The organism is Pseudomonas sp. R4-39-08, from assembly GCF_003852275.1.
In the GTDB taxonomy this organism is placed as follows: Bacteria; Pseudomonadota; Gammaproteobacteria; order Pseudomonadales; family Pseudomonadaceae; genus Aquipseudomonas.
The window spans coordinates 418,014-443,129 of the sequence record NZ_CP027733.1 but is presented as its reverse complement, the minus strand read 5'-3'; the positions used below and the strand labels follow the sequence as shown (position 1 = coordinate 443,129).

Annotated in this window: 18 protein-coding genes; 2 read left to right on the top strand and 16 right to left on the bottom strand. The window is 61.5% G+C overall.

Annotation, left to right across the window (positions count from 1 at the left end):
- Positions 1 to 7: 7 nt before the first annotated feature.
- From hutH to hutC, 8 genes are all read right to left on the bottom strand, one after another.
- Complete coding sequence (gene hutH, locus C4J88_RS01845) at positions 8 to 1,516, bottom strand: histidine ammonia-lyase (protein WP_124406062.1); 1,509 nt, start codon at positions 1,514 to 1,516, stop codon at positions 8 to 10.
- 132 nt (positions 1,517 to 1,648) lie between these two features.
- The gene (locus tag C4J88_RS01840) at positions 1,649 to 2,473 is read right to left on the bottom strand and encodes a glycine betaine/L-proline ABC transporter ATP-binding protein (protein WP_124360880.1); all 825 of its coding nucleotides are present in this window, start codon (positions 2,471 to 2,473) and stop codon (positions 1,649 to 1,651) included.
- Entirely contained in the window at positions 2,470 to 3,321 is an 852-nt protein-coding gene (locus C4J88_RS01835) for a proline/glycine betaine ABC transporter permease (protein ID WP_124360879.1), read from the bottom strand. The genes C4J88_RS01840 and C4J88_RS01835 overlap by 4 nt, the downstream gene beginning before the upstream one ends.
- A gap of 71 nt (positions 3,322 to 3,392) precedes the next feature.
- The gene (locus C4J88_RS01830) at positions 3,393 to 4,358 is read right to left on the bottom strand and encodes an ABC transporter substrate-binding protein (protein ID WP_124402800.1); all 966 of its coding nucleotides are present in this window, start codon (positions 4,356 to 4,358) and stop codon (positions 3,393 to 3,395) included.
- A 68-nt stretch (positions 4,359 to 4,426) separates the two neighbouring features.
- On the bottom strand, positions 4,427 to 5,887 hold the full coding sequence (locus tag C4J88_RS01825; RefSeq protein WP_124406061.1) for a cytosine permease: 1,461 nt from the start codon (positions 5,885 to 5,887) through the stop codon (positions 4,427 to 4,429).
- Positions 5,888 to 5,966: 79 nt separating this feature from the next.
- Positions 5,967 to 7,670 (bottom strand): urocanate hydratase, encoded by a 1,704-nt coding sequence (gene hutU / locus C4J88_RS01820; RefSeq protein ID WP_124406060.1) that lies wholly within the window; start codon positions 7,668 to 7,670, stop codon positions 5,967 to 5,969.
- Between the two features lie 383 nt (positions 7,671 to 8,053).
- Entirely contained in the window at positions 8,054 to 8,614 is a 561-nt protein-coding gene (locus C4J88_RS01815; protein WP_124406059.1) for a HutD family protein, read from the bottom strand.
- A complete protein-coding gene (hutC, locus tag C4J88_RS01810; protein ID WP_177412738.1) occupies positions 8,611 to 9,390 on the bottom strand; it encodes a histidine utilization repressor in 780 nt (259 codons plus the stop codon). The genes C4J88_RS01815 and hutC overlap by 4 nt, the downstream gene beginning before the upstream one ends.
- Positions 9,391 to 9,468: 78 nt before the next feature.
- Here hutC and C4J88_RS01805 point away from each other — a divergent pair, with 78 nt between their 5' ends.
- Positions 9,469 to 10,833 (top strand): formimidoylglutamate deiminase, encoded by a 1,365-nt coding sequence (locus C4J88_RS01805; RefSeq protein ID WP_124406058.1) that lies wholly within the window; start codon positions 9,469 to 9,471, stop codon positions 10,831 to 10,833.
- A 95-nt stretch (positions 10,834 to 10,928) separates the two neighbouring features.
- Here the strand turns inward: C4J88_RS01805 and C4J88_RS01800 are convergent, their stop codons facing one another.
- From C4J88_RS01800 to C4J88_RS01775, 6 genes are all read right to left on the bottom strand, one after another.
- Positions 10,929 to 11,498 carry a lipocalin family protein gene (locus C4J88_RS01800; RefSeq protein WP_124360872.1) on the bottom strand — a complete coding sequence of 190 codons (570 nt, stop codon included), beginning with the start codon at positions 11,496 to 11,498 and terminating at the stop codon, positions 10,929 to 10,931.
- 30 nt (positions 11,499 to 11,528) lie between these two features.
- Entirely contained in the window at positions 11,529 to 11,783 is a 255-nt protein-coding gene (locus tag C4J88_RS01795; RefSeq protein ID WP_033897714.1) for a lipoprotein, read from the bottom strand.
- A gap of 176 nt (positions 11,784 to 11,959) precedes the next feature.
- Positions 11,960 to 12,970 (bottom strand): class 1 fructose-bisphosphatase, encoded by a 1,011-nt coding sequence (locus C4J88_RS01790; protein WP_124360871.1) that lies wholly within the window; start codon positions 12,968 to 12,970, stop codon positions 11,960 to 11,962.
- Positions 12,971 to 13,066: 96 nt separating this feature from the next.
- On the bottom strand, positions 13,067 to 14,419 hold the full coding sequence (locus C4J88_RS01785) for a DUF3999 domain-containing protein (protein ID WP_124408584.1): 1,353 nt from the start codon (positions 14,417 to 14,419) through the stop codon (positions 13,067 to 13,069).
- Positions 14,419 to 17,940, bottom strand: a complete 3,522-nt coding sequence (locus C4J88_RS01780; protein WP_124406057.1) for a DUF2339 domain-containing protein — start codon at positions 17,938 to 17,940, stop codon at positions 14,419 to 14,421. The genes C4J88_RS01785 and C4J88_RS01780 overlap by 1 nt, the downstream gene beginning before the upstream one ends.
- Before the next feature lie 170 nt (positions 17,941 to 18,110).
- Positions 18,111 to 20,561, bottom strand: coding sequence for a glycogen/starch/alpha-glucan phosphorylase (locus C4J88_RS01775; RefSeq protein WP_124406056.1), 2,451 nt, complete (start codon positions 20,559 to 20,561; stop codon positions 18,111 to 18,113).
- Between the two features lie 228 nt (positions 20,562 to 20,789).
- On the opposite strand from C4J88_RS01775, the gene C4J88_RS01770 reads away from it, so the two are divergent.
- A complete protein-coding gene (locus C4J88_RS01770) occupies positions 20,790 to 21,224 on the top strand; it encodes a YkgJ family cysteine cluster protein (RefSeq protein WP_003237464.1) in 435 nt (144 codons plus the stop codon).
- 174 nt (positions 21,225 to 21,398) lie between these two features.
- Here C4J88_RS01770 and typA read toward each other — a convergent pair whose 3' ends face one another.
- Together typA and thiI are read right to left on the bottom strand one after the other, a co-directional pair.
- Positions 21,399 to 23,219, bottom strand: coding sequence for a translational GTPase TypA (gene typA, locus C4J88_RS01765; RefSeq protein ID WP_124365497.1), 1,821 nt, complete (start codon positions 23,217 to 23,219; stop codon positions 21,399 to 21,401).
- 139 nt (positions 23,220 to 23,358) lie between these two features.
- The gene (gene thiI, locus C4J88_RS01760; RefSeq protein WP_124365496.1) at positions 23,359 to 24,813 is read right to left on the bottom strand and encodes a tRNA uracil 4-sulfurtransferase ThiI; all 1,455 of its coding nucleotides are present in this window, start codon (positions 24,811 to 24,813) and stop codon (positions 23,359 to 23,361) included.
- Positions 24,814 to 25,116 lie beyond the last annotated feature (303 nt).

Sequence of the window (25,116 nt, the reverse complement as noted above, 5' to 3'; positions counted from 1 at the left end):
TAGGTGTTCAGTGCACATTCGGTAATGCAGTGTGTTTGAGCAGGTGGGCGGCCGCCGCGATGTCCGGCGCCAGCCAGCGGTCCTCTTCGTAGGCCGGTACGACTTCGCGCAGCAAGCGCCAGGCGCGGTCGGTGCCGGCGCCGAAGCGCTGGTCCTTGAGGAACTCGAACGCCTGGGCCGCCAGCAGGTATTCGATGGCCAGAATCTGGGTAACGTTGGCCAGTAGCTGATGCAGCTTGAGCGCGGCGTTGGTGCCCATGCTCAAGTGGTCTTCCTGCAGGCCCGAGGTGACAAAGTTGTCGAGCACCGCCGGTTGCGCCAACTGGCGGTTTTGCCCGCACAAGGAAGCGGCGACGTACTGCACGATCATCATTCCGGAGTTGACCCCCGGTTTGCTCACCAGGAATGCCGGCAGGCCGCTGACGTGCGGGTTGATCAGGCGGTCCAGGCGGCGTTCGGCCACCGAGCCGATTTCGGCCATGGCGATGGCGAGCATGTCGGCGGCCAGCGCCACGGACTGCCCGTGGGGGTTGGCCTGGGACACCACGCGGTAGTTGTCCGGCGTACCGAGCAGCAGCGGGTTATCCGTGGCGCTGTTGAGTTCGGTCTCGATCTGGCGGGTCGCGTGCTCCACTTGATCGCGCGCCGCGCCGTGGATTTGCGGGATCGAGCGCAGGCTCAAGGCGTCCTGGGTACGAATGCCCCGGCTGCTGGCGATCACTTCACTGCCGTCGAGCAAGGCGCGCAGATGGCGGCCGACGTACTGCATGCCCGGGTGCGGCTTGAGGGCGATGATTGCTTCGTCGAACGCGTCGATCTGGCCGCGCTGGGCTTCGAAGCTCATGGCGCCGATCACGTCGGCCCATTCCAGCAAGTGATGCGCATCGGCCAGGGCCAGGCAGCTCAGGCCGGTCATGCACGGCGTACCGTTGACCAGGCACAACCCATCCTTGGCGCCGAGCACCACCGGCTGCAAACCTTCGGCTGCCAGCGCTGCTTGCGCGGTCACCACCTGGCCGCGATAGCTGACGTTGCCGACCCCGAGCAGCGCCACGCCGACATGGGCCATGTGGGTCAGGTAACCGACCGAACCCTGGGACGGCACCTGCGGCGTGATGCCATGGTTGAGCAGCGCCAGCAGCGCATGCACCACTTGCGGGTGCAGGCCGGATTTGCCGTGACAGTAGTTGATGATGGCGGCGCAGATGATCGCGCGGGTCTGCTCGTCGCTCAGCGCCGGACCGACACCACAGGCGTGGCTGAGCAAGGTGTTGCGCGACAGCTGGCTCAGTTGCTCGCCCTCAAGCGAAACATTGCACAGCGCGCCCAGGCCGGTGTTCACCCCATAGGCGCGTTCGCCGCTGGCGACGATGCGCTGCACGATGGCCTGGGCATTGTCGATACGCGCCCAGGCGTGGCCCGAGAGTTCGAGCACGGCGCCGTGGCGGGCGACGGCGACGACGTCCTGCCAGTGCATTGGGGCGTCGGCGAGGGTGATTTTTGTTGCCTGGGACATTTTCAGCCTCTTAAGTTGATCGTTCCCACGCTCTGCGTGGGAATGCCGCCTGGGACGCTCCGCGTCCCGCTGTCAGGGAGTGACGCAGAGCGTCACGGGATGCATTCCCACGCGGAGCGTGGGAACGATCAGTCAGACCACCGCCGCCCGTCGCTGAACGAACCGGTCCACATATTCATCCGCCGGCGAATGCAGGATCTCCCTGGGCGTGCCGACCTGAATCAGCTTGCCGTCCTTGAGGATCGCAATGCGGTTGCCGATGCGCACCGCTTCGTCGAGGTCGTGGGTAATAAATACGATGGTCTTGTGCAGGGTCTTTTGCAGCTCGAGCAACTGGTCCTGCATCTCGGCGCGGATCAGCGGGTCGAGGGCGCTGAAGGCCTCGTCCATCAGGATGATGTCGGTGTCAGCCGCCAGGGCGCGGGCCAGGCCGACACGTTGACGCATGCCGCCAGAGAGCTGGTGCGGGTATTTGTTTTCATAGCCCTTGAGGCCCACGGTTTCGATCCAGTGCAGGGCGCGTTCAGCACACACCTGCTTGGTTTCGCCGCGCACTTTCAAGCCATAGGCAACATTGTCGAGCACGCTCTTGTGGGGCAACAGGCCGAAGCTCTGGAACACCATGCTGATCTTGTGGCGACGGAATTGGCGCAGGGCTTCCATGTCCAGTTGCAGAATGTCTTCACCGTCAACCAGGATCGCGCCGCTGGTGGGGTCGATCAGGCGATTGAAGTGACGCACCAGGGTGGATTTGCCGGAGCCCGACAGGCCCATGATCACAAAGATCTCACCGGTGCCGATGCTCAGGGACAGGTCGTTCACACCGACCACGCAACCGGTCTCGGCCAGCACCTGATCCTTGGTCTTGCCCTGGCCAATCAGCGCCAGCGCTTCTTTGGAGCGGTTGCCGAAGATCTTGAAGACGTTCTTGACTTCGATTTTGCTGACAGTAGTCATTTGCTCGCCTCATGCCGTGGACGACCATAGGCCTGGGTAATGCGGTCGATGACCACGGCGAGAATCACGATCGCCAGCCCGGCTTCGAGGCCTCGGCCGACGTTGAGGGTCTGGATGCCGACGAGTACGTCTTCACCCAAGCCACGGGCACCGATCATCGAGGCGATCACCACCATCGACAACGCCATCATGGTGGTCTGGTTGATGCCCGCCATGATGCTCGGCAGCGCCAGCGGCAGTTGCACACCGAACAGCTGCTGCCAGCGGTTGGCGCCAAAGGCGTTGATAGCCTCCATGACTTCGCCGTCGACCTGGCGGATACCCAGGTCTGTGAGGCGGATCAGCGGCGGCGCGGCGTATATGACCGTGGCGAAAATCGCCGGCACCTTGCCCAGGCCAAACAGCATCAGCACCGGGATCAGGTACACGAAACTGGGCATGGTTTGCATAATGTCGAGCAACGGCATCAGCACCGAACGCAAGCGATTGCTGCGCGCGGAAAGAATGCCCAAGGGGATGCCGATCAGCACCGAGATCACCGTGGCGACCATCATCAGCGCCAGGGTCTGCATCAGTTTGTCCCACAGGCCGACCGCGCCGACGAGGAACAACAAACCGACAATCACGGCCGTGGTCACCACCTTGCGCGTGGCGTGCCAGGCAATGACGCCGACGATGGCCAGCATCAGCCACCAGGGCGCTGCGCGCAGCAGGCTTTCCAGATTGACGATGGCCCATAGCAGGGTGTCGGAAATGTGCCGGAACACGTCGCCGTAGTTGGTGACCAGCGAATCCACCCAACCGTTGACCCAGTCGGCAATGGAAAACGTAAAACTCTCAGGAAACATAGCGTGCTCTCGATCCAGTGGGTTGAGGCCAGGCGCCCGGCTGCCCCTCAGGGTAGCCGGACACGCTTGACCTACAAGGCCGCGTCGATTTTCTTGGCGGCGTCTTCGCTCACCCAGGCGTGCCAGACTTCAGGATGTTCCTTGAGGAAAATTTTCGCCAGTTTCGGCGACTCGATCCGCTCCTTGGCCATGCGGCCCAGGTTCTGGTTCAGCAGGTCGATGGGCAGGTTGACCTTTTCCAGCACGGCCACCAGTTCCGGCGCTTGTTCGTGGAAGGCCTTGGAAAGACCGACCTTGATGCTCACGCTTTTATCCACGCCCGGCTTTTCTTCCAGCTTGACCAGATCCACCTGGCCCATCAGCGGCGTCGGCGACCAGTAGTAGAACAGGATCGGCTCGCCGCGCTTGTAGCTCGACAACACCGCCGCATCCAGCGCCGGGCCAGTGCCGGGGCGGAAGTTGGTGTAGGTGCTTTCCAGGCCGTAGCTTTTGAGCATTTCACTGTTATCCAGCTCGCAGGTCCAGCCGGCCGGGCAGTTGTAGAAGCGCCCCTTGGAGGGTTCTTCCTGGTCCTTGAACACCGCAGCGTACTTGGCCAGGTCGGCAATGGTCTTGAGGTCCGGGGCCTTGGCTTCCAGCTTGCGCTTGGCGTCGCCTTCGATCACGTAGCGCGGCACGTACCAGCCTTCGATGGCGCCAACCACGGGCGCACCGACGCCAACGACTTTGCCGGCCTTTTCGGCCTTGTTCCAGACTTCGCTGCGGCCGACCCACTCTTCGGCAAACACCTGGATGTCGTTACTGCTCAGGGCGTTTTCCATGGTGATGGAGTTGCCCGGCAGGCTGTCGGTTTTGCAGTCGTAGCCTTTCTCCAGCACGGTTTGCAGGATGTCGGTGAGCAACATGCCGCTTTCCCAGTTCAGCCCGGCGAACTTCACCGGCTTGCCGGATTCGCACCAGCCGGCCGCCTGGGCGCCGGCGCTTGCCAGCAAGCCCGCAGAAAGCAACGTGGTCAGCAGGGTCTTATGCATTTTCATTGTGTGACGCTCCCAATCATGAAATGGATTACGGCAGTCAAAAGGCATCCTGCCTTGTCCACGTCCCGTCAGGCCTGCGCCGCAGCGCGACCGATACCGCTTGTTTGCGTGGGTGCAACGCTGTCCTGCTCGATCGGCAGGATCAGTTGATCAGGCATCGTGCCGTGCCATTTTTTCGCGCACAGGTAGTACAGGGCTGCCGGCAACACCAGGCCGATGATCCAGGAGATATCCACCCCACCCAGGGTTTCTACCAGCGGGCCGGTATAGAACTTGGTGGAAATGAACGGCAGCTGCACCAGCACACCGAATACATAAACGCTGATGCCCAGGGGGTTCCAACGCCCGTAGCGACCTTTGGGGTCAGCCAGCGCCGGCACGTCATAACGCTCGCGGGTGATGCAGTAGTAATCCACCAGGTTGATCGCGCTCCAGGGCGTGAAGAACGCCAGCAGGAACAGGATGAACGACTTGAACGCCCCAAGGAACGAATGCTGGCCGAGCAGCGCGATCAGGGTGGCCGTGCCGACAATCGCCAGCACGAACAGCAGGCGCTGCAGGCGCGATACCCGCAGGTGGCCCTGGAAGCCGCTGATGATGGTCGCGATACACATGAAACTGCCGTAGGAGTTCAGCGTGGAAATCGTGACCTTGCCGAACGCGATACTGAAGTACAGCAACGCCGCCGCTGCACCGCTGCCGCTCAGGCCAACGATGTAAGCCACTTCGTGCCCGGCAAATTGCCCGTTGGCCATGGCGGCGGCAAAGACGCCGAGAACCATCGCCACCTGCGCGCCGATGACCGAGCCTGCGCCAGCCGCCAGGAAGGTTTTCACCGAGGAGGTGCTGCTCGGCAGGTAACGTGAGTAGTCCGCCACATAGGGCCCGAACGCGATCTGCCAGGACGCGGCCAGCGAAACCGCGAGCAAGAAGCTGCTCCAGCTGAAATGGCGGATCTGCAGCAATGCGCCGATGTCGGCCTGGCCCATCAAGCGGCTGAACAGGTAGACGAAGGCGATCACGCCAATGACGCTGGCGACGCGACCGATGAAGTGGATCACCCGGTAACCGAGCACCGTAACCAGCGCGATGACACTGGCGAAGATCAGGATGCCGACGCTGTCGCTGATCCCGAACAACTGGCCCAGCGCCTGCCCGGACAGCACCGTGCCGGTAGCCGTGAAGCCCAGGTACATCAGGCACACCAGCACGATCGGGATGGCCGCGCCATACACGCCGAACTGCACCCGGCTGGAAATCATCTGCGGCAGGCCGAGCTTGGGCCCTTGCGCCGCATGCAACGCCATCACCCCGCCGCCCAGCAGTTGGCCGATCAACAGACCGATCAACGACCAGAACACATCCCCGCCCAGCACCACGGCCAGGGCCCCGGTGACGATAGCCGTGATCTGCAGGTTGGCACCCAGCCACAGGGTGAACTGGCTCAATAGACGACCATGTCTTTCCGCTTCCGGGATGTAGTCGATCGAACGCCTTTCGATCAACGGGGTGGTGTCGTTTGCAGCCATGGGTGTTCAACCTCTGATGGATTGTCTTGGGTTTGCCGCCGTTCCAATGTGGGAGGGGGCTTGACCCCTCCCACACCTATTACTTGATCATCGGCAGGTTGAGGCCCTGTTCCTTGGCGCAATCGATCGCAATCTGATAACCCGCATCCGCATGCCGCATCACCCCGGTAGCCGGGTCGTTATGCAGCACCCGCGCAATGCGCTCGGCCGCTTCGTCGGTGCCGTCACACACGATCACCATGCCCGAGTGCTGGGAAAAGCCCATGCCGACGCCGCCGCCGTGGTGCAACGACACCCAGGTCGCGCCGCTCGCGGTGTTGAGCAAGGCATTGAGCAAAGGCCAGTCGGACACAGCGTCGGAGCCGTCCTGCATGGATTCGGTTTCACGGTTGGGGCTGGCCACTGAGCCGGAGTCGAGGTGGTCACGACCGATTACGACAGGCGCGGACAGCTCGCCGCTGCGCACCATTTCGTTGAACGCCAGGCCGAGCTTGGCGCGCTGCCCCAGGCCGACCCAGCAGATACGCGCCGGCAAGCCCTGGAAGCTGATGCGCTCGCGGGCCATGTCCAACCAGTTGTGCAGGTGGGCGTCGTCGGGAATCAGTTCTTTGACTTTGGCGTCGGTCTTGTAGATGTCTTGCGGGTCGCCCGACAGCGCGGCCCAGCGGAACGGGCCGATACCCCGGCAGAACAGCGGGCGAATGTAGGCCGGTACGAAGCCTGGGAAATCGAAGGCGTTTTCCACGCCTTCTTCCTGGGCCATCTGACGGATGTTATTACCGTAGTCGAAGGTCGGAATGCCTTGTTTCTGGAACTCGAGCATGGCTCTGACGTGCACCGCCATCGACTGTTTGGCGGCCTTGATCACAGCGGCAGGCTCGGTCTTGGCGCGGGCGCGGTATTCGTCCCAGGTCCAGCCGGCCGGCAGGTAGCCGTTGAGCGGGTCGTGGGCGCTGGTCTGGTCGGTGACCATGTCCGGGCGCACGCCACGCTTGACCAGCTCCGGCAGAATTTCAGCCGCGTTACCCAGCAGGGCAATGGAGATCGCCTTGCCTTCCTGGGTGTACTTGGCGATGCGCGCCAGGGCGTCGTCAAGGTCGGTGGCCTGCTCGTCGACATAGCGGCTGTTCAAGCGGAAATCGATGCTGACCTGCTGGCATTCGATGTTCAGCGAGCACGCGCCGGCCAGGGTCGCGGCCAAAGGTTGGGCACCGCCCATGCCGCCGAGGCCGGCGGTGAGGACCCAACGGCCTTTCAAGTTGCTGTCGTAATGCTGGCGACCGGCTTCGACGAAGGTTTCGTAAGTGCCCTGGACGATGCCCTGGCTGCCGATGTAGATCCAGCTGCCGGCAGTCATCTGGCCGTACATGGCCAGTCCCTTGGCATCCAGTTCATTGAAGTGTTCCCAACTGGCCCAGTGCGGCACCAGGTTGGAGTTGGCGATCAGTACGCGCGGGGCATTGCTGTGGGTCTTGAACACGCCGACCGGCTTGCCGGATTGCACCAGCAGGGTTTCGTCGTCGTTCAGATTCGTAAGGCTCTCGACAATCTGGTCGTAGCACTCCCAGTTGCGCGCGGCACGCCCGATACCGCCGTACACCACCAGCTCCTTGGGGTTCTCGGCCACTTGCGGGTCGAGGTTGTTCATCAGCATGCGCAGCGGCGCTTCAGTCAGCCAGCTTTTGGCGGTGAGCTTGTTACCGCGGGCAGCGCGGATTTCGACGTCACGGTATTTTGTAGGCCTTGCTTTCGAAAAATCGGTCACAGCTGGACTCCTCGGCATGATGCGCGAACATGGATGGTGCGAAGCAGAGTCTTACGCACACATCTTTACTTGTATGTACAAGCATATGCAATCAAGCGGCCAACTTTCAGAGCGAGGGTTTGGATTTTTTTCGAAAGGCCGTGGGAGCCTTGGAAATTAAGGCTTCGAGGCGTGATGAAATTTCTTACGAAGGAGTTTTGCAGCGAGGGAGGTTTGTCACGACAACGTGGCTTTGCGCCGTGCTGGGGCGTTAAGTAACAATTTGGTGCGGGGCTGTGGAAACAGATCCTAAGAGCAACACAAAACAAATGTGGGAGGGGGCTTGCTCCCGATAGCGGTGTGTCAGTCAAAGATATATTGACTGATCCACCGCTATCGGGAGCAAGCCCTCTCCCACATTTTTAACCGCGCTGGGTCAGTTCGATCACACAGCAGCGGCCACTCACCGAGATGTCCAGCAGGCCGGTGTTACCGTCCACCTGCAAACAGTCATGGTGACCGAGTTTCTGGTCCAGCACCTTCACTTCATCCGCCACGCTGAACACCAGCACAGTATGCGCCGAGCTGAAAAACCGCTGTACGCCATCCACCCACTGCAACCGCGCGTGATAACGCTGGGGCGAGTAGATCAGGTTGAAATCGCGGATCGGCCCGGTGATCAAGCGGCACGCCACCTGACTGTCACCCTTGAACGCGAACGGTTGCAGCGGTAACAAACCGCGCTGCTCCTCACCGTCCACCGTCAACACCATGCCCGCGCCTTTGATCACGGTGATCACGCGCTGGTAGCCAGCGAAGGTGGAAAATCCACCCGACTCGGCGATGTCGGCAATCGACAGGCGCCAGCCGAAACCATCGAGGCCGGTGCCCGCATCACGGGTGATTTCTTCGGTGCTGCCGCCGCCGTTCTTCCACGGCATGCGCACGTAGTCGGCAGCGCGCCAGACGTTGACTGAACTCATTTACTGAAGCGTCCTTCAAGGCTGTGCCGCGAACCTGGGTGAATCAAGCGCGCGGCCGTCACCGGCTGGCGGCCAGACCAGGTGCGTCGGCGGATCAACAGGCAGGGCTCGCTCGGCTCGATCTGCAACAGCTTGCACTCGGCAGCATCGGCGAGGATGGCTTCGACCACATGCTCGCCCTCCGTCAGCGGTGCGACCTGGTTGAGGTAGGCGTAGGGCGTTTGCTGGGTGAAATCCTGTTGCAGGTATTCCGGCGCAACCAGGGCGTTGACGAAACGGTCTTCGATCTGCACCGGAATGTCGTTTTCGAAATGCACGATCAACGAGTGAAACACCCGCCCGCCTTCGCGCATTTCCAGCGCGACGGCACGTTCCGAACCGGCCGCTTCTTCGCCCAGGGTGATGACCTGGCACGTATGCCGATGGCCGCGGGAGGCGATCTCATCGGCAATGTTGTGCACTTCAAACAGCGCCGACTGACTCTTGGGCTCGGCGACAAACGTACCGACGCCCTGCATGCGCACCAGCAAACCTTCGGCCGTGAGCTCGCGCAACGCGCGGTTGATGGTCATGCGGCTGAAGCCCAGTTGGCTGACCAGCTCGCTTTCCGACGGCACGCGGTAATGGGGCGGCCAGTTGCCGTTGAGGATCTGCTGGCTGATCATCTGTTTGACGCGGGCATACAAGGGCGCCGGACTTTCGTCCATGTGGGCAGCCAGCGGAGACTTGGCAGGCGGAGTCGGCACAGGGAATCCTTGCAGGGGGAAAAGATGCATAGATTGCCGGAGTTTACCGAGCAGGCAAACGTCTGTATATGTATATACAAATAAACACACGACCGGAGTGCCTTGATCATGTCCGCTTTCTTTGCCGAACGCGCGCTGCTGCCTGATGGCTGGGCCAATGATGTACGTCTTGAAGTCAGCGCCGATGGGGCCCTGATACAGGTTGAGGCCAATGCCAGCGCAGAGGGTGCCGAACGGCTCAGAGGCCCGGTACTGGCCGGCATGCCCAACCTGCACTCCCATGCTTTCCAGCGCGCCATGGCGGGGTTGGCGGAAGTGGCGGGTAACCCCAATGACAGCTTCTGGACCTGGCGCGACCTGATGTACCGCATGGTCGGCAAGATCAACCCGGAGCAGTTGCAGGTCATTGCCCGCCAGCTGTACATCGAGATGCTCAAGGCCGGCTACACCTCGGTGGCCGAGTTTCATTATGTGCATCACGACGTCAGTGGCCAGCCCTATGCCGACCGCACAGAGCTGTCGCGCCAGATCAGCCAGGCCGCCGCCAGCAGTGGCATCGGCTTGACGCTGGTGCCGGTGCTTTATACGCATTCGGGGTTCGGTGGCCAGGCGCCCAACGATGGCCAGCGCCGGTTTATCAACAGCACCGACAACTACCTGGATCTGCAGGCGCGCTTGCAGCCGATGCTCGCCGCGCAACCTGCGCAGCAGCTGGGCCTGTGTTTCCACTCTCTGCGTGCGGTCACGCCCGGGCAGATCAAGGACGTGCTGGCCGCCAGTGATAAGGCGTGCCCGGTGCACATCCACATTGCCGAGCAGCAAAAAGAAGTCGACGACTGCCTGGCCTGGAGCGGCAAACGCCCGTTGCAGTGGCTGTACGACAACGTGGACGTCGACGAGCGCTGGTGCCTGGTGCACGCCACTCACGCCGATGCCGACGAAGTCGCGCGCATGGCCAGGAGCCGGGCGATTGCCGGTTTGTGCCTGACCACCGAAGCCAACCTGGGCGACGGGATTTTCCCGGCGGTGGATTTTCTGGCCCAGGGCGGGCGCATGGGCATCGGGTCCGACAGCCATGTGTCACTGAGCGTGGTGGAAGAACTGCGCTGGTTGGAATACGGCCAGCGCCTGCGCGATCAACGGCGCAATCGCTTGTATCGCAATGACCAGCCGATGGTCGGCCGCACGCTGTTCGATGCCGCATTGGACGGCGGCGCCCAGGCATTGGGCCAGCCGATTGGTCGATTGGAGGTGGGCAAGCGCGCGGACTGGATCGTTCTGGACGGTGACGATCCGTACCTGGCGACGGCCAGCGAGGACGGGATTCTCAACCGTTGGTTGTTTGCCGGCGGTGATCGACAAGTGCGCGACGTGCTGGTCAATGGCAAGTGGGTGGTTCGCGACGGCCATCACGCTGCTGAGCAAGACAGCAACCGGGCATTCACCCAGGTCTTGAAAGACCTACTCGGTTAAAAATGTGGGAGGGGGCTTGCCCCCGATAGCAGTGTGTCAGTCAGTACATCTGATACTGACACACCGTTATCGGGGGCAAGCCCCCTCCCACATTTTTACTGCGAGGTTTTCGCCATCTGCTTGTCCGACGTGCGCCAGATCAAACGCGTGGTGTCATACCCCTGCTGTCGTGCCCTGCTCAAGAGGTCTTCACGCGTATCGGCGCTCACCGTCGGCGTACGCGACAAAATCCACATGTAACGCCGGCTCGGGCTACCGACGATGGCGGTCTTGTAGTCATCGCTGACATACAGCACCCAGTAGTCGCCCTTGGCAACGCCCGGCAACAACGACGTAAACCAGTTATCGAATTCTACCCAGAGCTTGTCGGTCTTGCCCGGCACTTGCGGCGTGGCCGTGCCTTTGGCTTCCTGCCATTTCCACTCAGGCGTCAGGCAGCGATTGAACACCGACATGTCGCCATCCGGCAACAAGGTGTAGCGGGCTTCGGACTGCGCGCAGTTGCGCTGGAAGTACATCGGCAAGCGAGCCAACTCATACCAGGTGCCCTGGTAACGCTTGAGGTTGACGTTGCTCGCGGTCTTGGGTTGCAGATCATCGCCAGAATGGCTGGCGCAGCCCGCCAAAAACAGGCTGGCGCAAAGGAACACAACAAAACGCATCATTCTTCTTCTCCCGCAGGCTCGCGCCCCGGTTTACTTCAGGCCTTGCCCGGAAAACATCAGAACTTTGTCACCGGCGTACTGCACGCTGATAAAGCTGTTTTTATCGCCCCAGGTGCAGCTGGACATGCCCAGTGCGCCGGAACAATCGGTCGGCTTGCCCAGCAACGACTCCACCTCGGCCTTGGCCATGCCGGCCGACAGCTTCTGGTAATTTTCTTGGTTGACCTTGCTGCAGGCGGCTAACAGCACGCAAAAAGCCAGCAGGGCGAGACGGCGTAAAGACATGGAAAAGCTCCTGGAGAGACAAGGCAGCTGGGGTATCTGCCAGAAGCTTAGAAGGGAAAAGAGGTGTCTGGTTCCCGACGAGCGAAAACAAAAAAGCCCCGAAAACGCTGAAACGTTTCGGGGCTTCTTTAACGGTGATCCGCCTCACAACACGGCGGATAACCTATCGCAGCAGCTTACTTCTTGTGATACGCCGTCACACGCTCAACTTCTTCCTTGGAACCCAGGAACACCGCCACGCGCTGGTGCAGGCCTTCGGGCTGGATGTCGAGGATGCGCTGGTGGCCGTCAGTGGACGCACCGCCCGCCTGTTCCACGAGGAACGACATCGGGTTGGCTTCGTACATCAGGCGCAGCTTGCCCGGCTTGGACGGCTCGCGGCCGTCACGTGGGTACATGAACAAGCCACCTCGGGTCAGGATGCGGTGCACATCGGCAACCATGGCCGCGACCCAGCGCATGTTGAAGTTTTTCTTCAACGGGCCTTCTTCGCCTTCCATCAACTCGTTGACGTAGCGCTTCACCGGTTCTTCCCAGTGACGCTGGTTGGACATGTTGATCGCGAATTCCTGGGTGGAGGCCGGAATGGAGATGTCTTCGTGGGTGAGTACGAAGCTGCCCATTTCGCGGTCCAGGGTGAAGCCTTTGACGCCATCGCCCAGGGTCAGCACCAGCATGGTCTGTGGGCCGTAGATCGCGTAACCGGCGGCGACCTGCTCAGTGCCCGGCTGCAGGAAGGCCTTTTCGTTCAGGGCTTCGTTCTGGCTCAGGTATTCGTTCGGGCAACGCAGTACCGAGAAGATAGTACCGACCGGCGCGTTGATGTCGATGTTGGACGAACCGTCCAGTGGGTCGAATACCAACAGGTACGCGCCTTTAGGGTATTTGCCCGGAATCTGGTAGGCATTGTCCATTTCCTCGGAGGCCATGCCGGCCAGGTGACCGCCCCATTCGTTGGCTTCGAGCAGGATTTCGTTGGAGATAACGTCGAGCTTTTTCTGCACTTCGCCCTGCACGTTTTCAGTGCCCATGCTGCCCAGGACACCACCCAGTGCGCCTTTGGACACGGCGTGGCTGATCTCCTTGCAAGCACGCGCCACCACTTCGATAAGGAAGCGCAGATCGGCAGGCGTGTTGTTGCTGCGGGTCTGCTCGATCAAATAGCGACTCAAGGTAACGCGGGACATGGACGGCTCCGGAGAATGGGGGGCTTAAAAACCCGCGCAGTTTAACGCGGGTCGGGGCTGATTTCCTCTAATCAGAGGATTTAACGCCAATAGAGTTCACGGCTGGCCCTGCGGTTTGCGCAACAGACTGTAGGCCATCGCCCCAAGCGCAGCCACGCCGAGCAGTAACACGGCCCACAGACCGAGCTTTTTCCAGTCGGCGCCCACCGGCGGCGATACGGCAACGGCAGATGGCTTGAGCACCACCTCCCCCGCAAGCGTGGCCTGCCCGAGCGCGTTGAGACGCTCAGTGCTGTAATCGGGAATCAGGGTGGACAACGGCAGATTCGCCGCCTTGACCGCCCCATTCCCCAGCGCCAGCGTGAACGGTGGCTCGCCCCGCGCCAGGAACACAAGCTGCGTGGAGCGCACCGCAAAGCGCAACGCCGGGGCTTCGCTGCCCAGGCCACCGCCGCGCTCGTCCACTTGCAGTTTCAGCTCAGCGACCGCCTGGCCCGGCAACTGCAATTGGTCCTGCATCACGTCCTTGCCGTTCTGGGTCAGGCGGTACAACAAGCCCTTGCTCAACGGCTGCCACGTTTGCCTGGCATCACTTCGCCCCAGCAGCGTCACAGGCGCCAAGGTGTTGGACTGCTTCAGTTCGACGCGCAAGCGCTCGACATTCAGCCCCGTCGGCAACTGCCAGCTATATTCACCCGCCGTGAGCCGCACGCCCGCCAATGGTTGCGACCACACCAGCGGCAACGGCAGGCTGCTGCGCGTCGCGCTCGCCAGCGTGGCAGACGTCAGCAGTGGCGCCGCCTGCCCCTGCCACACCAGGCGCAGGTAACGCGCTGATTGGCCCGGCAAGCTGACGTCATGCTGTTCGACCCGCTCATCGGCAAACGACAGGCGCGCCACTTGCCCGTCACCCCAGGCTTGCCAGTGCTGCAAGTCGTTGCTGGCTTCGATGCTGAAACGCTGGAAACCGTCTTGCTCGCGGCTCCAGTCGAGGCTCAGTTGCTGCAACGGGGCCTTGATCGCGCTGGCGTCGAGCACCCAGCCACGCAGGACCTGCTTGCCGGGTTTCACAGCGCTGGCCGGTTTGATTTCAACCAGCGTGCCTTCGGAGGTGGTCTTCATCACCACACCGGGCAGGTTTTCCTGGGTGTCGGCGGCGTACAACGGGAACCACTTTACGGGCGTCACATCGCGACTCTCAGTGTGCGAGGGTGACTGACGCGACAGCGCATAAGCCTGCGCTTCGCCGGCGGCGTTAAACACCCGCACATCGCTGAGATCGGCCTGGCGCGCGCTCAATTGCACGGCCAAGGGCAATTCGAGGCGATACCAAGGGCCTTCGCCGCTGACACTCAGCGCCACTTGGGTACTGAAGTCGGCGGGCGTTTCCTGAGCCCACGCGGACAACGTCGCACACATGCCCACTGCGACTACGCTCAACTTACCTATCAAGAGGCTGCTCCTTCAGTTTCCAGTACGGGCTCGGCGCGCTTGGGCGGCAGCGGCGCGAAGTAACCTACCACCAGCAACAATGCGCCCACGCCGATGAACGACACGATCCGCGCCAAGCCGCCACGGTTGCTCAGTTCGACAAAAAACAGCTTGGCCACCACCACGGCAATCAACGCCGCGCCGATCAGCCACACTTCGCGACGATGACGCAGGTGGCCGCCGATCATCAGGCCCAGCGCGATCAGGGTCCAGACGATCGACAGGCCGGCTTGCACCAGCATCGATTCGAGCAACGCATCCAGATGGAACGGCACGCCGCTCCAATGGTGAGCGGTGCGCATCACCAATGCGGTGAAGAACGCAAACAGTGAAAGCCCCGCGATACCTTGGGCGAGCCGCTCGGCATGCGGCCCGCGCTGCGGCGCCACGCTTCGCGACCACACATACACTCCCAGCAATGCGAACAGCAGGCCCAGGTCCAGCGGGTTCAGCAAGGGCACGTAGGGCAACGGATTGGCCGTACCGTCGCTGAATATATTCGCCAGCCAGAACCACCCGAGCATCAGCACACCCAGGGGCAGCGCTGCGAATACACGGTATTCCCTGGCATACGCCGACACCGGCCAAGCAAAGCTGCGCGGCGCGGCGGCCAGCACCAGGTAGAGGCTTGGCAGGATCGCCCAGCCCAGCCAGCGCCAGGCGTTGTATTCGGCCGTAAAGCGCAGTAACCCGTAACGCAGCTCCAGCGCCAGCAGGCCAAGCAACATCCAGCAGCCCAACACATGGGCGACGCTTAGCGCGCTGCGCGGAGCCACCGCCGCCAAGCGGCGCAGCGAAAGGAAATGCACCCCAAACAGCGCCGGCCAAGCCAGCCAGCCGTAATGCGCCGCCGGGTGGTAATAGGTATGCGCGCACACCAGCAACACCACGCTCGCCGCCGGCATCAGCAAGGTGCACAACAGGCCCAATGAGGGCCACTTCAGCCGCCAGGCCAGCAGCGTCCAGACCGCCACGCTGACTGCCGCGCCGCCCAGCAGGAAGGCGCCGCGCAGCTCGCCGGGAACAAACCTCAACACTTCGCCCATCACCGCCAGTGTCCACCAGGCCGCGCCCCACACCAGCAACAGGTCGGACAGACGTTGCAATTTGAGCCTAGCAAACACCGGCGCAAGGGGTTCACGCTGCAAACGCCAGGCGCCAACCAAGGCCGCCAGCCCCAGCACCATCGGCGTCCAGAAACCGCTGTGCGCCAGGGGCCTCAAGCCCTCACTGGCCAACGGCCCGACCCACTGCGGCACGGCGAGCAGGAAAGACCCGCCGCCAGCCAGTTGCAGCAGCAGACCAAACACAAAACTGACGCGCTGTTGCAGGTACAGGCTCAGCCAGATGATCAACAAACCACTGGCCGCCCATACGCCGCTGGCGCTTTCCCATGGCAGCACGAAGAGCACCGCCAGGTTGATCAATACCAGTCCGGCCAGCAACACCACCGACAGCCCGCGCAGCAGCCGTGTATCGCTGCGCACCCTATCGTCACGCGCCGCCAGCAGCATGCCTGCGATCAAGGCCAAGCCGATCAACGAGGCGGTGAACAAACCACCCCAACCAGCACTGAACACGGCCGCGCCATCACCGCCTTGCAAGCGCAGCAGAAATAACGCGCCGCCCAGCAACTGCACGGCGAAGGCCGCGAAGAGGAAAGTGCGCGAGGCGATGCGCAGGCCGACGAACAACGTCACCAGGCCAGCGACTGCCCAACTGATGGCAGTGCCCTGGGTCAGCAATAGCAGCGGCGCCAGCAGGTATAAAAAGCCCAGGCCCAGGCTCGCCAGCACTGGCAAGCCGTTGCGCTCCCAATCCCTCGCCTGTTCGGTCGGCGCCTTGCGCAAATGGTGGAAGCTGAACAGCAGCGCTGCGCCCAGCAGCGCTGCGCCCAGCAGCAACGCGCCCAACGGAGCGCCGTCGAGCAACGTCAGCTCGCCGGGGTGCAGCTCGCTGAGAAACGCCAGCGCCGAACCCAACTGCAACAGCAAGCCGAACACCCGCGCCAACGGCCGTTGCTGACGCAAGCCCAGCCAGAAGATCCCCGCCCCTTCCACCGCCCAGGCCGCAGCGGTCCAGCGCGCATCCAGCCCCAGGGGAATTGCCAGGCTGGCAAAGATCACGCCCAGCGCCAAGCAGGTTTGCGCCAGCAGCAAGGCGCGCCCGCCGCTCAGTAGCCGCGCCAGCCCCATATAGATAATGCCCAGGCCCAACGCGCTGAAGGCGACGGCAAATTCCAGGTGCTGGACCAGCGCGCACTGCAAGCCGAACCCCACCAGCGGCGGGCCGAACAGCAGGCTACCGTCGACATAATCGCCCTTGGCCGCCGACCAGCGCAGCAAGCCATAACGGTCCTCGGGCGCATTCCCCGCTTCCAGCAACTTGCGCCGGGCAAACAGCAGGCCGATCGCCAGGTACATCAAGAAAAACACGACCAGGAACGGCTCGGTGCTCCACAGCAGTTCGGGGATGTAGGAACGAATGCCCCAGGCAAAGCCGATGCCGAAGGTGCCGACAAAACCGATCAGGTTGAGCAGACGCCAGGCCTTGAACCAGGCGATGGCGAGGATGCCGGCATTGAGCAGGGCGAAATAACTGAACAACGCGACATGGTTGCCGGCGCCCGTGGAGGTGAGGATCGGTGCTGCAAAGCCACCGAGCGCCGCAGCGCAGGCCAGCCCCAACGCATCCTGAGTAATCGCCAGGATCGCCGAGAACACCGTGACCGCCACCAGCAGGCCCAGCGCCGCGCCCGGGTCGATCAGCGGGTGCAGGCGCATCGCCGCAAACACCGTCAGGTACAACACCGCGATGCCGGTGCCTTGCAGCATCAGCCCGTATTGGCGGTTGCGCAGTCGCAGCCACCAGCCCAGGCCCAGCAGGCCAACGGCAGCGGCGGCAACCCCGGCGTAGCGCAGTTCGACCGGTACCACCATGCCCTCAGTGGCGTAGCGCAGCAGGAACGCCAAGCCGAGAAACAACAGCACCACGCCGACGCGCAGCACGGTGTTGCCGCCGAACAACCAATTGCGCGCAGCACTGATGCCGCGTTCTATCAGGTTGGGCTCACGGGGGGTGGCAGGCGCTTGAGGGCGCTGCGCAGAAACCCATACGTTGTCCGGCAGCGGCTGGCTCGGCTCGGCCATCACGGCGACGGGTGTCAATTCAGCCGGCAGCTCCCAGACAAGCTCGGGGGCCTTGGCGACAGGTGTAGGCTCAGGAGTAGGCGTTTCAACCACGGAGTGATAGGTCGGCTCCGGCACCTCCACTCGCCGCAATCGCTCACCCAGCGCTATCAGCGCCTTCTGCGTGGTTTCCAGCTGTTGGGCCTGCTGGTCCGCCTGGGTCGCCAGTTTCGACAGGCGAATCGCCTGGCCGATGCCCAGCCCCAATAACGCACCGATGCCCGCATCGCTGAACGACTCATCGAGCGTCCAGCCGAGCACCAGGCCAATCAGCATGAAAATCCATTGCATGGTCGATATTCCCAAAGCAGCCCGAGGCGGGCAAACCGGGGGCCAGTATATCGACGCGCAACCAATGTGGGAGGGGGCTTGCTCCCGATAGCGGTGTTCCAGTCGACATATCTGTTAACTGGTAGACCGTTATCGGGAGCAAGCCCCCTCCCACATCTTGTACTGCGGTTTTAGTCGAGGGCTTTCCAGATCTCGGTGGCGTATTCGCGAATGGTACGGTCCGAGCTGAACCAGCCCATCCGCGCCGTATTGAGCACCGCCGAGCGCCACCAGGCCTTGGAGTCATGCCAGTGCGCCTCGACCCGCGTCTGGGCGTCCCAGTAGGAGTCGAAGTCGGCACACACCAGGAAGCGGTCGTAGTCGATCAGCCCGTCGATCAAACCCACATACCGGCCCGGATCATCCGGCGAAAACACCCCACCACGGATCGCCTGCAGCACATCGCTCAAGCGATGGGAGGCTGCGATTTCCGGCCCGGCGTTGAATTCACCAGCGTGCTTGCGGGCTTCGACCTGCTGGGCACTGAGGCCGAAGATGAACATGTGCTCGGCGCCCACCCGCTCGTGCATTTCCACATTGGCGCCATCCATGGTGCCGATGGTCAGCGCGCCGTTGAGGCCGAACTTCATGTTACTGGTGCCCGACGCCTCGAAACCGGCGGTAGAAATCTGCTCAGACAAATCCGCCGCCGGGATGATGCTCTCCGCCAGGCTGACGTTGTAGTTGGGCAGGAACACCACTTTGAGCAGGCCGCGTACGGTCGGGTCGTTGTTGACGGTGCGCGCGATATCGTTGGTCAGCTTGATGATCAGCTTGGCCTGGTGATAACTCGCCGCCGCCTTGCCGGCGAAGATTTTCACCCGCGGCACCCAGTCGACCTCCGGCTCGGCCCGGATCGCCTGATACAGCGCCACGGTGTGCAGCAGGTTGAGCAACTGGCGCTTGTACTCGTGGATCCGTTTGACCTGCACGTCGAACATCGCCGCCGGGTTCACCGAAATACCCAGGCGCTCATGGATGATCTCGGCCAGGGCTCGCTTGCTGTGCAGGCGTTGGTCGGCGAAGGCTTTGCGGAAGGTCTGTTTCTCGGCGAAGGTTTCCAGCTCGCCCAGGCGGGTTTCCATGTTGTCGAGAATGTCAGGGCCCAGGGCTTGCACCAGCATATCGGTGAGCTTCGGGTTGGCCTGGTACAGCCAGCGGCGGAAGGTGATGCCGTTGGTTTTGTTGTTGATGCGCTCAGGGTAGAGCTTATGCAGTTCGGAAAACACCGTGCTGCGCATCAACTGGGTGTGCAGGCCGGACACGCCGTTGACACTGTGGGAACCGAGGAACGCCAGGTTGCCCATGCGCACACGACGGCCGTTGTCTTCTTCAATCAACGACACGGCGCGCAGCACGTCGAAGTCGTGAATGCCCTTGGCGCGCAGCGAGTCGATATGCTGGGCGTTGATCAGGTAGATGATCTGCATATGCCGGGGCAGCATGCGCTCCATCAAACCGACCGGCCAGGTTTCCAATGCCTCGGGCAGCAAGGTGTGGTTGGTGTAGGAAAGCGTTTCGACGGTGACGTCCCACGCCGCTTCCCACGGAATGTCGTGCAGGTCGACCAACTGGCGCATCAACTCGGCCACGGCGATGGACGGGTGGGTATCGTTGAGCTGGATAGCGGCGTGTTCGCCCAGGCTCAGCACCGAGCCGTGCATGTTCTTGTGGCGGCGCAGCAAGTCTTGCAACGAGGCGGAAACGAAGAAGTATTCCTGGCGCAGACGCAGTTCCTGCCCCGCTTCGGTGCTGTCGGCCGGGTAGAGCACGCGCGAGATGCTCTCGGCCCGCGCCACTTCGGCGACGGCGCCAAGGTGGTCACCGGCGTTGAAGCGTTCCAGGTGCAAATCTTCGACCGCCCGTGCGCGCCACAGGCGCAAGGTATTGACGCTGGCGCCACGCCAGCCGACCACCGGGGTGTCGTAGGCAACGGCACGTACTGTTTCGCTGGGCGTCCACACCTGGATCAGCTTGCCGGAGGCGTCCGGCAGGGTTTCGACGCTGCCGCCAAAGCCGATCGGGTAAATCACCTCGGCGCGCTCGAACTCCCACGGGTTGCCGAAATCCAGCCAGCGTTCGGTCTGCTCCTGCTGCCAGCCATCGACAATCGCCTGGCGGAACAAGCCATGTTCGTAACGAATGCCATAACCATGGCCGGCAATGCCCAGGGTCGACATGCTTTCCATGAAGCACGCCGCCAGACGGCCCAAGCCACCGTTGCCAAGCGCCGCGTCGGGTTCAAGCAGGCGAATGCGCTCAAGGTCGACGCCCAGCTCGGACAGCGCGTCGCGTGCGATCTCCAGTACGCCGAGATTGCTCAGGCTGTCATAGAGCAGGCGACCGATAAGAAATTCCAGGGAAAGGTAATAGACCCGTTTCTGGCCTTTGCGGTATATGCGCCGCGTATGGTCCATCCAGTGGTCGACCATCTGGTCGCGGGCGGCCAGGGCAATGGCTTCGAACCAGTCGTGGTCGAAGGCGTGATCCGGGTCCTTGCCCACCGCGTAGGTGAGTTTGGTCAAGACAGCATCGCGAAATGCGGCTACCTCTGCTTCTCGTGCAAGTGGTTCCTGAGACATCAATTGCGACCTCGGGCGAGATAGAAGGAGTTGCTAGAGCCTAGACGGTCTGACAGACGGTGGACGCTCTGGTTCGTCAGTTTTTTAACTCATTGCGCATTGCATGAATTTGATGCAGAGGTCGTGCCTGATCGCCGTTCGCGCAGAAACTCTGAAAAGGTTGTTCAAAAAACCACCAATCCCGGTATGATCGCGCGCCCGGATACAGCCCCACCTTTTGGAACCCTGATGAAGCCTCAACTGATCGCCGCCGCGGAACTCGACCGTCTCGAGACCTGGCAGAAATATTCCGCCCACATGTGCGGTGGCTGCGTGTCCAGCTGCTGCACGCTGCCGGTCGAAGTGAAGATCAAGGACCTGATCCGCATCGGCATCGTCGATGAGTTCGAGCGCGGCGACCCGCCGAAGAACATCGCCAAGCGGTTGCAGAAGGAAGGCATCGTCGAGCGCTTCAATTCCAAATCCGAAATTTTTACCTTGCAGCGCATGAGCAACAACGACTGCCTGTACCTGGATCGTAAGACGCGCTTTTGCACTATTTATGACAAGCGCCCGGATACCTGCCGCAACCACCCGAAAATCGGGCCGCGGCCGGGGTATTGCGCGTACAAGCCCAAGGAAGTGGTGCGCGAGACTAATTTCAAGACGCTCGACAAGTTTTGATGATCGTTCCCACGCTCCGCGTGGGAACGCAGCCCTGGACGCTCCGCGTCCGCTCTTAAGGGCGGGCGCAGAGCGTCCCCAGAGGCATTCCCACGCAGAGCGTGGGAACGATCAGACATAAAAAAACGCCCCCGGCCTTTCGACCGGGGGCGTTTTTATTCAGCCTGAGTTAACTCAGTTCTTGGCTTTCTTGGCAGCGCGGGTGCGCTCGCCTTCGTCCAGGATCTTCTTACGCAGGCGGATCGACTTAGGCGTCACTTCACACAGCTCGTCGTCCTGGATGAATTCCAGAGCCTGTTCCAGGGTGAACTTCACCGGTGGAACCAGAGCGATGGTTTCGTCTTTACCCGAAGCACGCATGTTGTCGAGCTTCTTGCCTTTGGTTGGGTTGACACCCATGTCGTTGTCACGGCTGTTCAGACCAACGATCTGGCCGTTGTAGATCTCTTGACCGTGTTCAACGAACAGCTTGCCACGCGCCTGGAGGGTTTCCAGGGAGTAGGTCAGCGCCTTGCCGGTTTCTACCGATACCAGAACACCGTTCTGACGGCCGGACATGTCGCCGGACTTCATGGTGTCGTAGCGATCGAAGATCGAGGTCAGGATGCCAGCACCGTTGGTCAGGGTCAGGAACTGGTTACGGAAACCGATCAGACCGCGAGCAGGGATGTTGTATTCCAGACGCACACGGCCTTTGCCATCCGGCACCATGTTGGTCAGGTCGCCCTTACGCAGGCCCATCTCTTCCATCACCTTGCCCTGGGATTCTTCCGGGGTGTCGATGGTGACGTTTTCGAACGGTTCCTGCTTCACGCCGTCAACGGTACGGATGATCACTTCCGGACGACCAACACCCATTTCGAAGCCTTCGCGACGCATGGTTTCGATCAGTACCGAGAGGTGCAGCTCACCACGGCCGGAGACCTTGAACTTGTCGGCCGAGTCGCCTTCTTCAACGCGCAGGGCAACGTTGTACAGCAGCTCTTTGTCCAGACGCTCCTTGATGTTACGGGAGGTCACGAACTTGCCTTCTTTACCGCAGAACGGCGAGTCGTTGACCTGGAAGGTCATGGAAACGGTTGGCTCGTCAACGGTCAGAGGCTTCATCGCCTCGACGGTGTCCGGCTGGCACAGGGTGTCGGAGATGAACAGCGAGTCCATGCCGCTGACGCACACGATGTCGCCAGCGAAGGCTTCTTCGACGTCGATACGGTGCAGGCCGTGGTGGCCCATCAGCTTCAGGATACGGCCGTTACGCTTCTTGCCATCCGCGCCGATCGCGACAACCGGGGTGTTCGGCTTGACGCTGCCACGGGCGATACGGCCAACGCCGATAACACCCAGGAAGCTGTTGTAGTCCAGTGCCGAGATTTGCATCTGGAACGGGCCTTCACGGTCAACCTTCGGTGGTGGAACGTGGTCAACGATGGCCTGGTACAGCGGGGTCATGTCTTCCGCCATGGCGGTGTGTTCCAGACCGGCAATACCGTTCAGGGCCGAGGCGTAGATCACTTGGAAATCAAGCTGCTCTTCGGTGGCACCCAGGTTGTCGAACAGGTCGAAGATCTGGTCCAGAACCCAGTCCGGACGCGCGCCTGGACGGTCAACCTTGTTGATGCACACGATCGGACGCAGGCCGGCTTCGAAGGCCTTCTTGGTCACGAAACGGGTTTGCGGCATAGGGCCGTCTTGAGCGTCAACCAGCAGCAGAACGGAGTCAACCATCGACATTACGCGTTCTACTTCGCCGCCGAAGTCGGCGTGGCCCGGGGTGTCCACGATGTTGATGTGGTAGCCGTTCCAGTTGATTGCGGTGTTTTTTGCCAGGATGGTAATACCGCGCTCTTTTTCCTGGTCGTTGGAGTCCATCACGCGCTCGTCGTTGAGCTCGTTGCGCTCCAGGGTGCCGGATTGACGCAAGAGTTTGTCTACCAGGGTGGTTTTACCATGGTCAACGTGAGCAATGATGGCGATGTTACGTAGATTTTCGATCACTTGTGTATCTCGATCAGAGGATTCGGTGTGCTGACAGGTCGTGGCAGCGATTTACAGTAGAGTCAGGCCTTGCCGTTACAGCTTGACGGCAGAGTCGGGGGGCCGGTGACGCAGGCCACAGGCAAACAGCCCCGGGCTCTTAGCTCGGTCGATAAACGCGCACATTGGCATGCCCCTCACTGAGCAAATGGTGGGCATGCAGGCGACTCATCACGCCTTTGTCGCAATACAGCAGGTACTGACGGCTGTCATCCAGTTCCTTGAAACGCGCGTTCAATGCATAAAACGGCAGCGTTTGTACGTCGATGCCAGGAATTTCCAGCGGCTCATCTTCGGCGGCATCCGGGTGACGGATGTCGATGATGATCTGGCCGGCCAGGGCTTCGCTGACTTCTTCGATCTGCACATCCTGGCCCAGCTCGTCGATGACGCGATCGATCGGGACCAGTTTGGCGTTCTCGAGCGCTCGCTCCAGAATCGCCATGTCGAACTGTTGTTCTTCATACTCCACGCGGTTGCGCTTGGCGTGGGTCTTGGGGTTCACCGAGATGACCCCGCAATACTCAGGCATATGCTTGGCAAAATCGGCGGTGCCGATCTGCTCTGCCTGATCGATGATGTCCTGCTTGTGGCTGGCGATCAGCGGGCGCAACACCAGTTTCTCGGTGACGCAATCGATGATCGACAGGTTTGGCAGCGTCTGGCTGGAGACCTGGGAGATCGCTTCACCGGTCACCAGCGCGTCGATCTGCAAGCGATCGGCAATCCGCGACGCCGCGCGCAACATCATACGCTTCAATACGACGCCCATATGACCGTTATCGACTTTGCCGAGAATTTCGCCCAGCACTTCCTCGAACGGTACGCTCACAAATAGCACGCGTTGGGAGCTGCCGTACTTCTTCCAGATAAAGTGCGCAACTTCCATCACGCCCAATTCGTGTGCACGCCCGCCCAGGTTGAAGAAGCAGAAGTGGCTCATCAGGCCGCGACGCATGATCTGGTAGGCCGCCACGGTGGAATCGAAACCGCCGGACATCAATACCAGGGTCTGTTCCAGGGCGCCCAGCGGGTAGCCGCCGATGCTGTTGTGCTGGCTGTGGATCACGAACAACCGTTTGTCGCGAATTTCCATGCGCACTTCAATTTGCGGCGTTTTCAGGGAAATTCCGGCGGCGCCGCACTCGCGACGCAGCTTGCTGCCGACATATTTTTCCACATCCATGGAGCTGAACGGATGCTTGCCGGCACGCTTGCAGCGCACCGAAAAAATCTTGCCGGCCAACGCGTCACCGAAGTGCTGTTTGCACTTCTCGGTGATGTCGTCGAAGTCGCCCAGCGGGTACTCATCCACCTGCAGGAAATGCGCGATCCCCGGCATGCAGCTCAGGCGCTCGGTCATGTCCTTCAAGGCTTTGGCGTCGGTCAGGCGGGTTTCCAGCTCGAGGTTGTCCCACACGCCATTCACCACCACAGCCGGGTCCAGGTCACGGAGCACGGCACGGATGTTCTTGGCCAATTGACGGATGAAACGCGTCCGTACCGGTCGGCTCTTGATGGTGATCTCGGGGAAGACTTTAACGATTAATTTCATGGAAACAGCGCGCGCCGGGCCTGCTGAAAAAGGGGGGCGCGGATTATAGCGGAAATCGCTCAAGGTTTAACCAGTTAATATGCAGCGCATTCGCTACGCACCAAAACGGGTCATTTTCGCCCGTTAGCGCTACATTGCAGTGCGCTATTTACCGCGCTTTGGCCGATTGCACCGTTATAGGGGCCATTTTGAAGCAAAAAGACCATGTTGGCGCACTGGCATGCAATTTGCTCTCTTGTGAGGCAGGTTGCCTTGGCGGAGTATCCGCGCCGGCATCACCCAAATTCTAAGGGCTAACTCCAC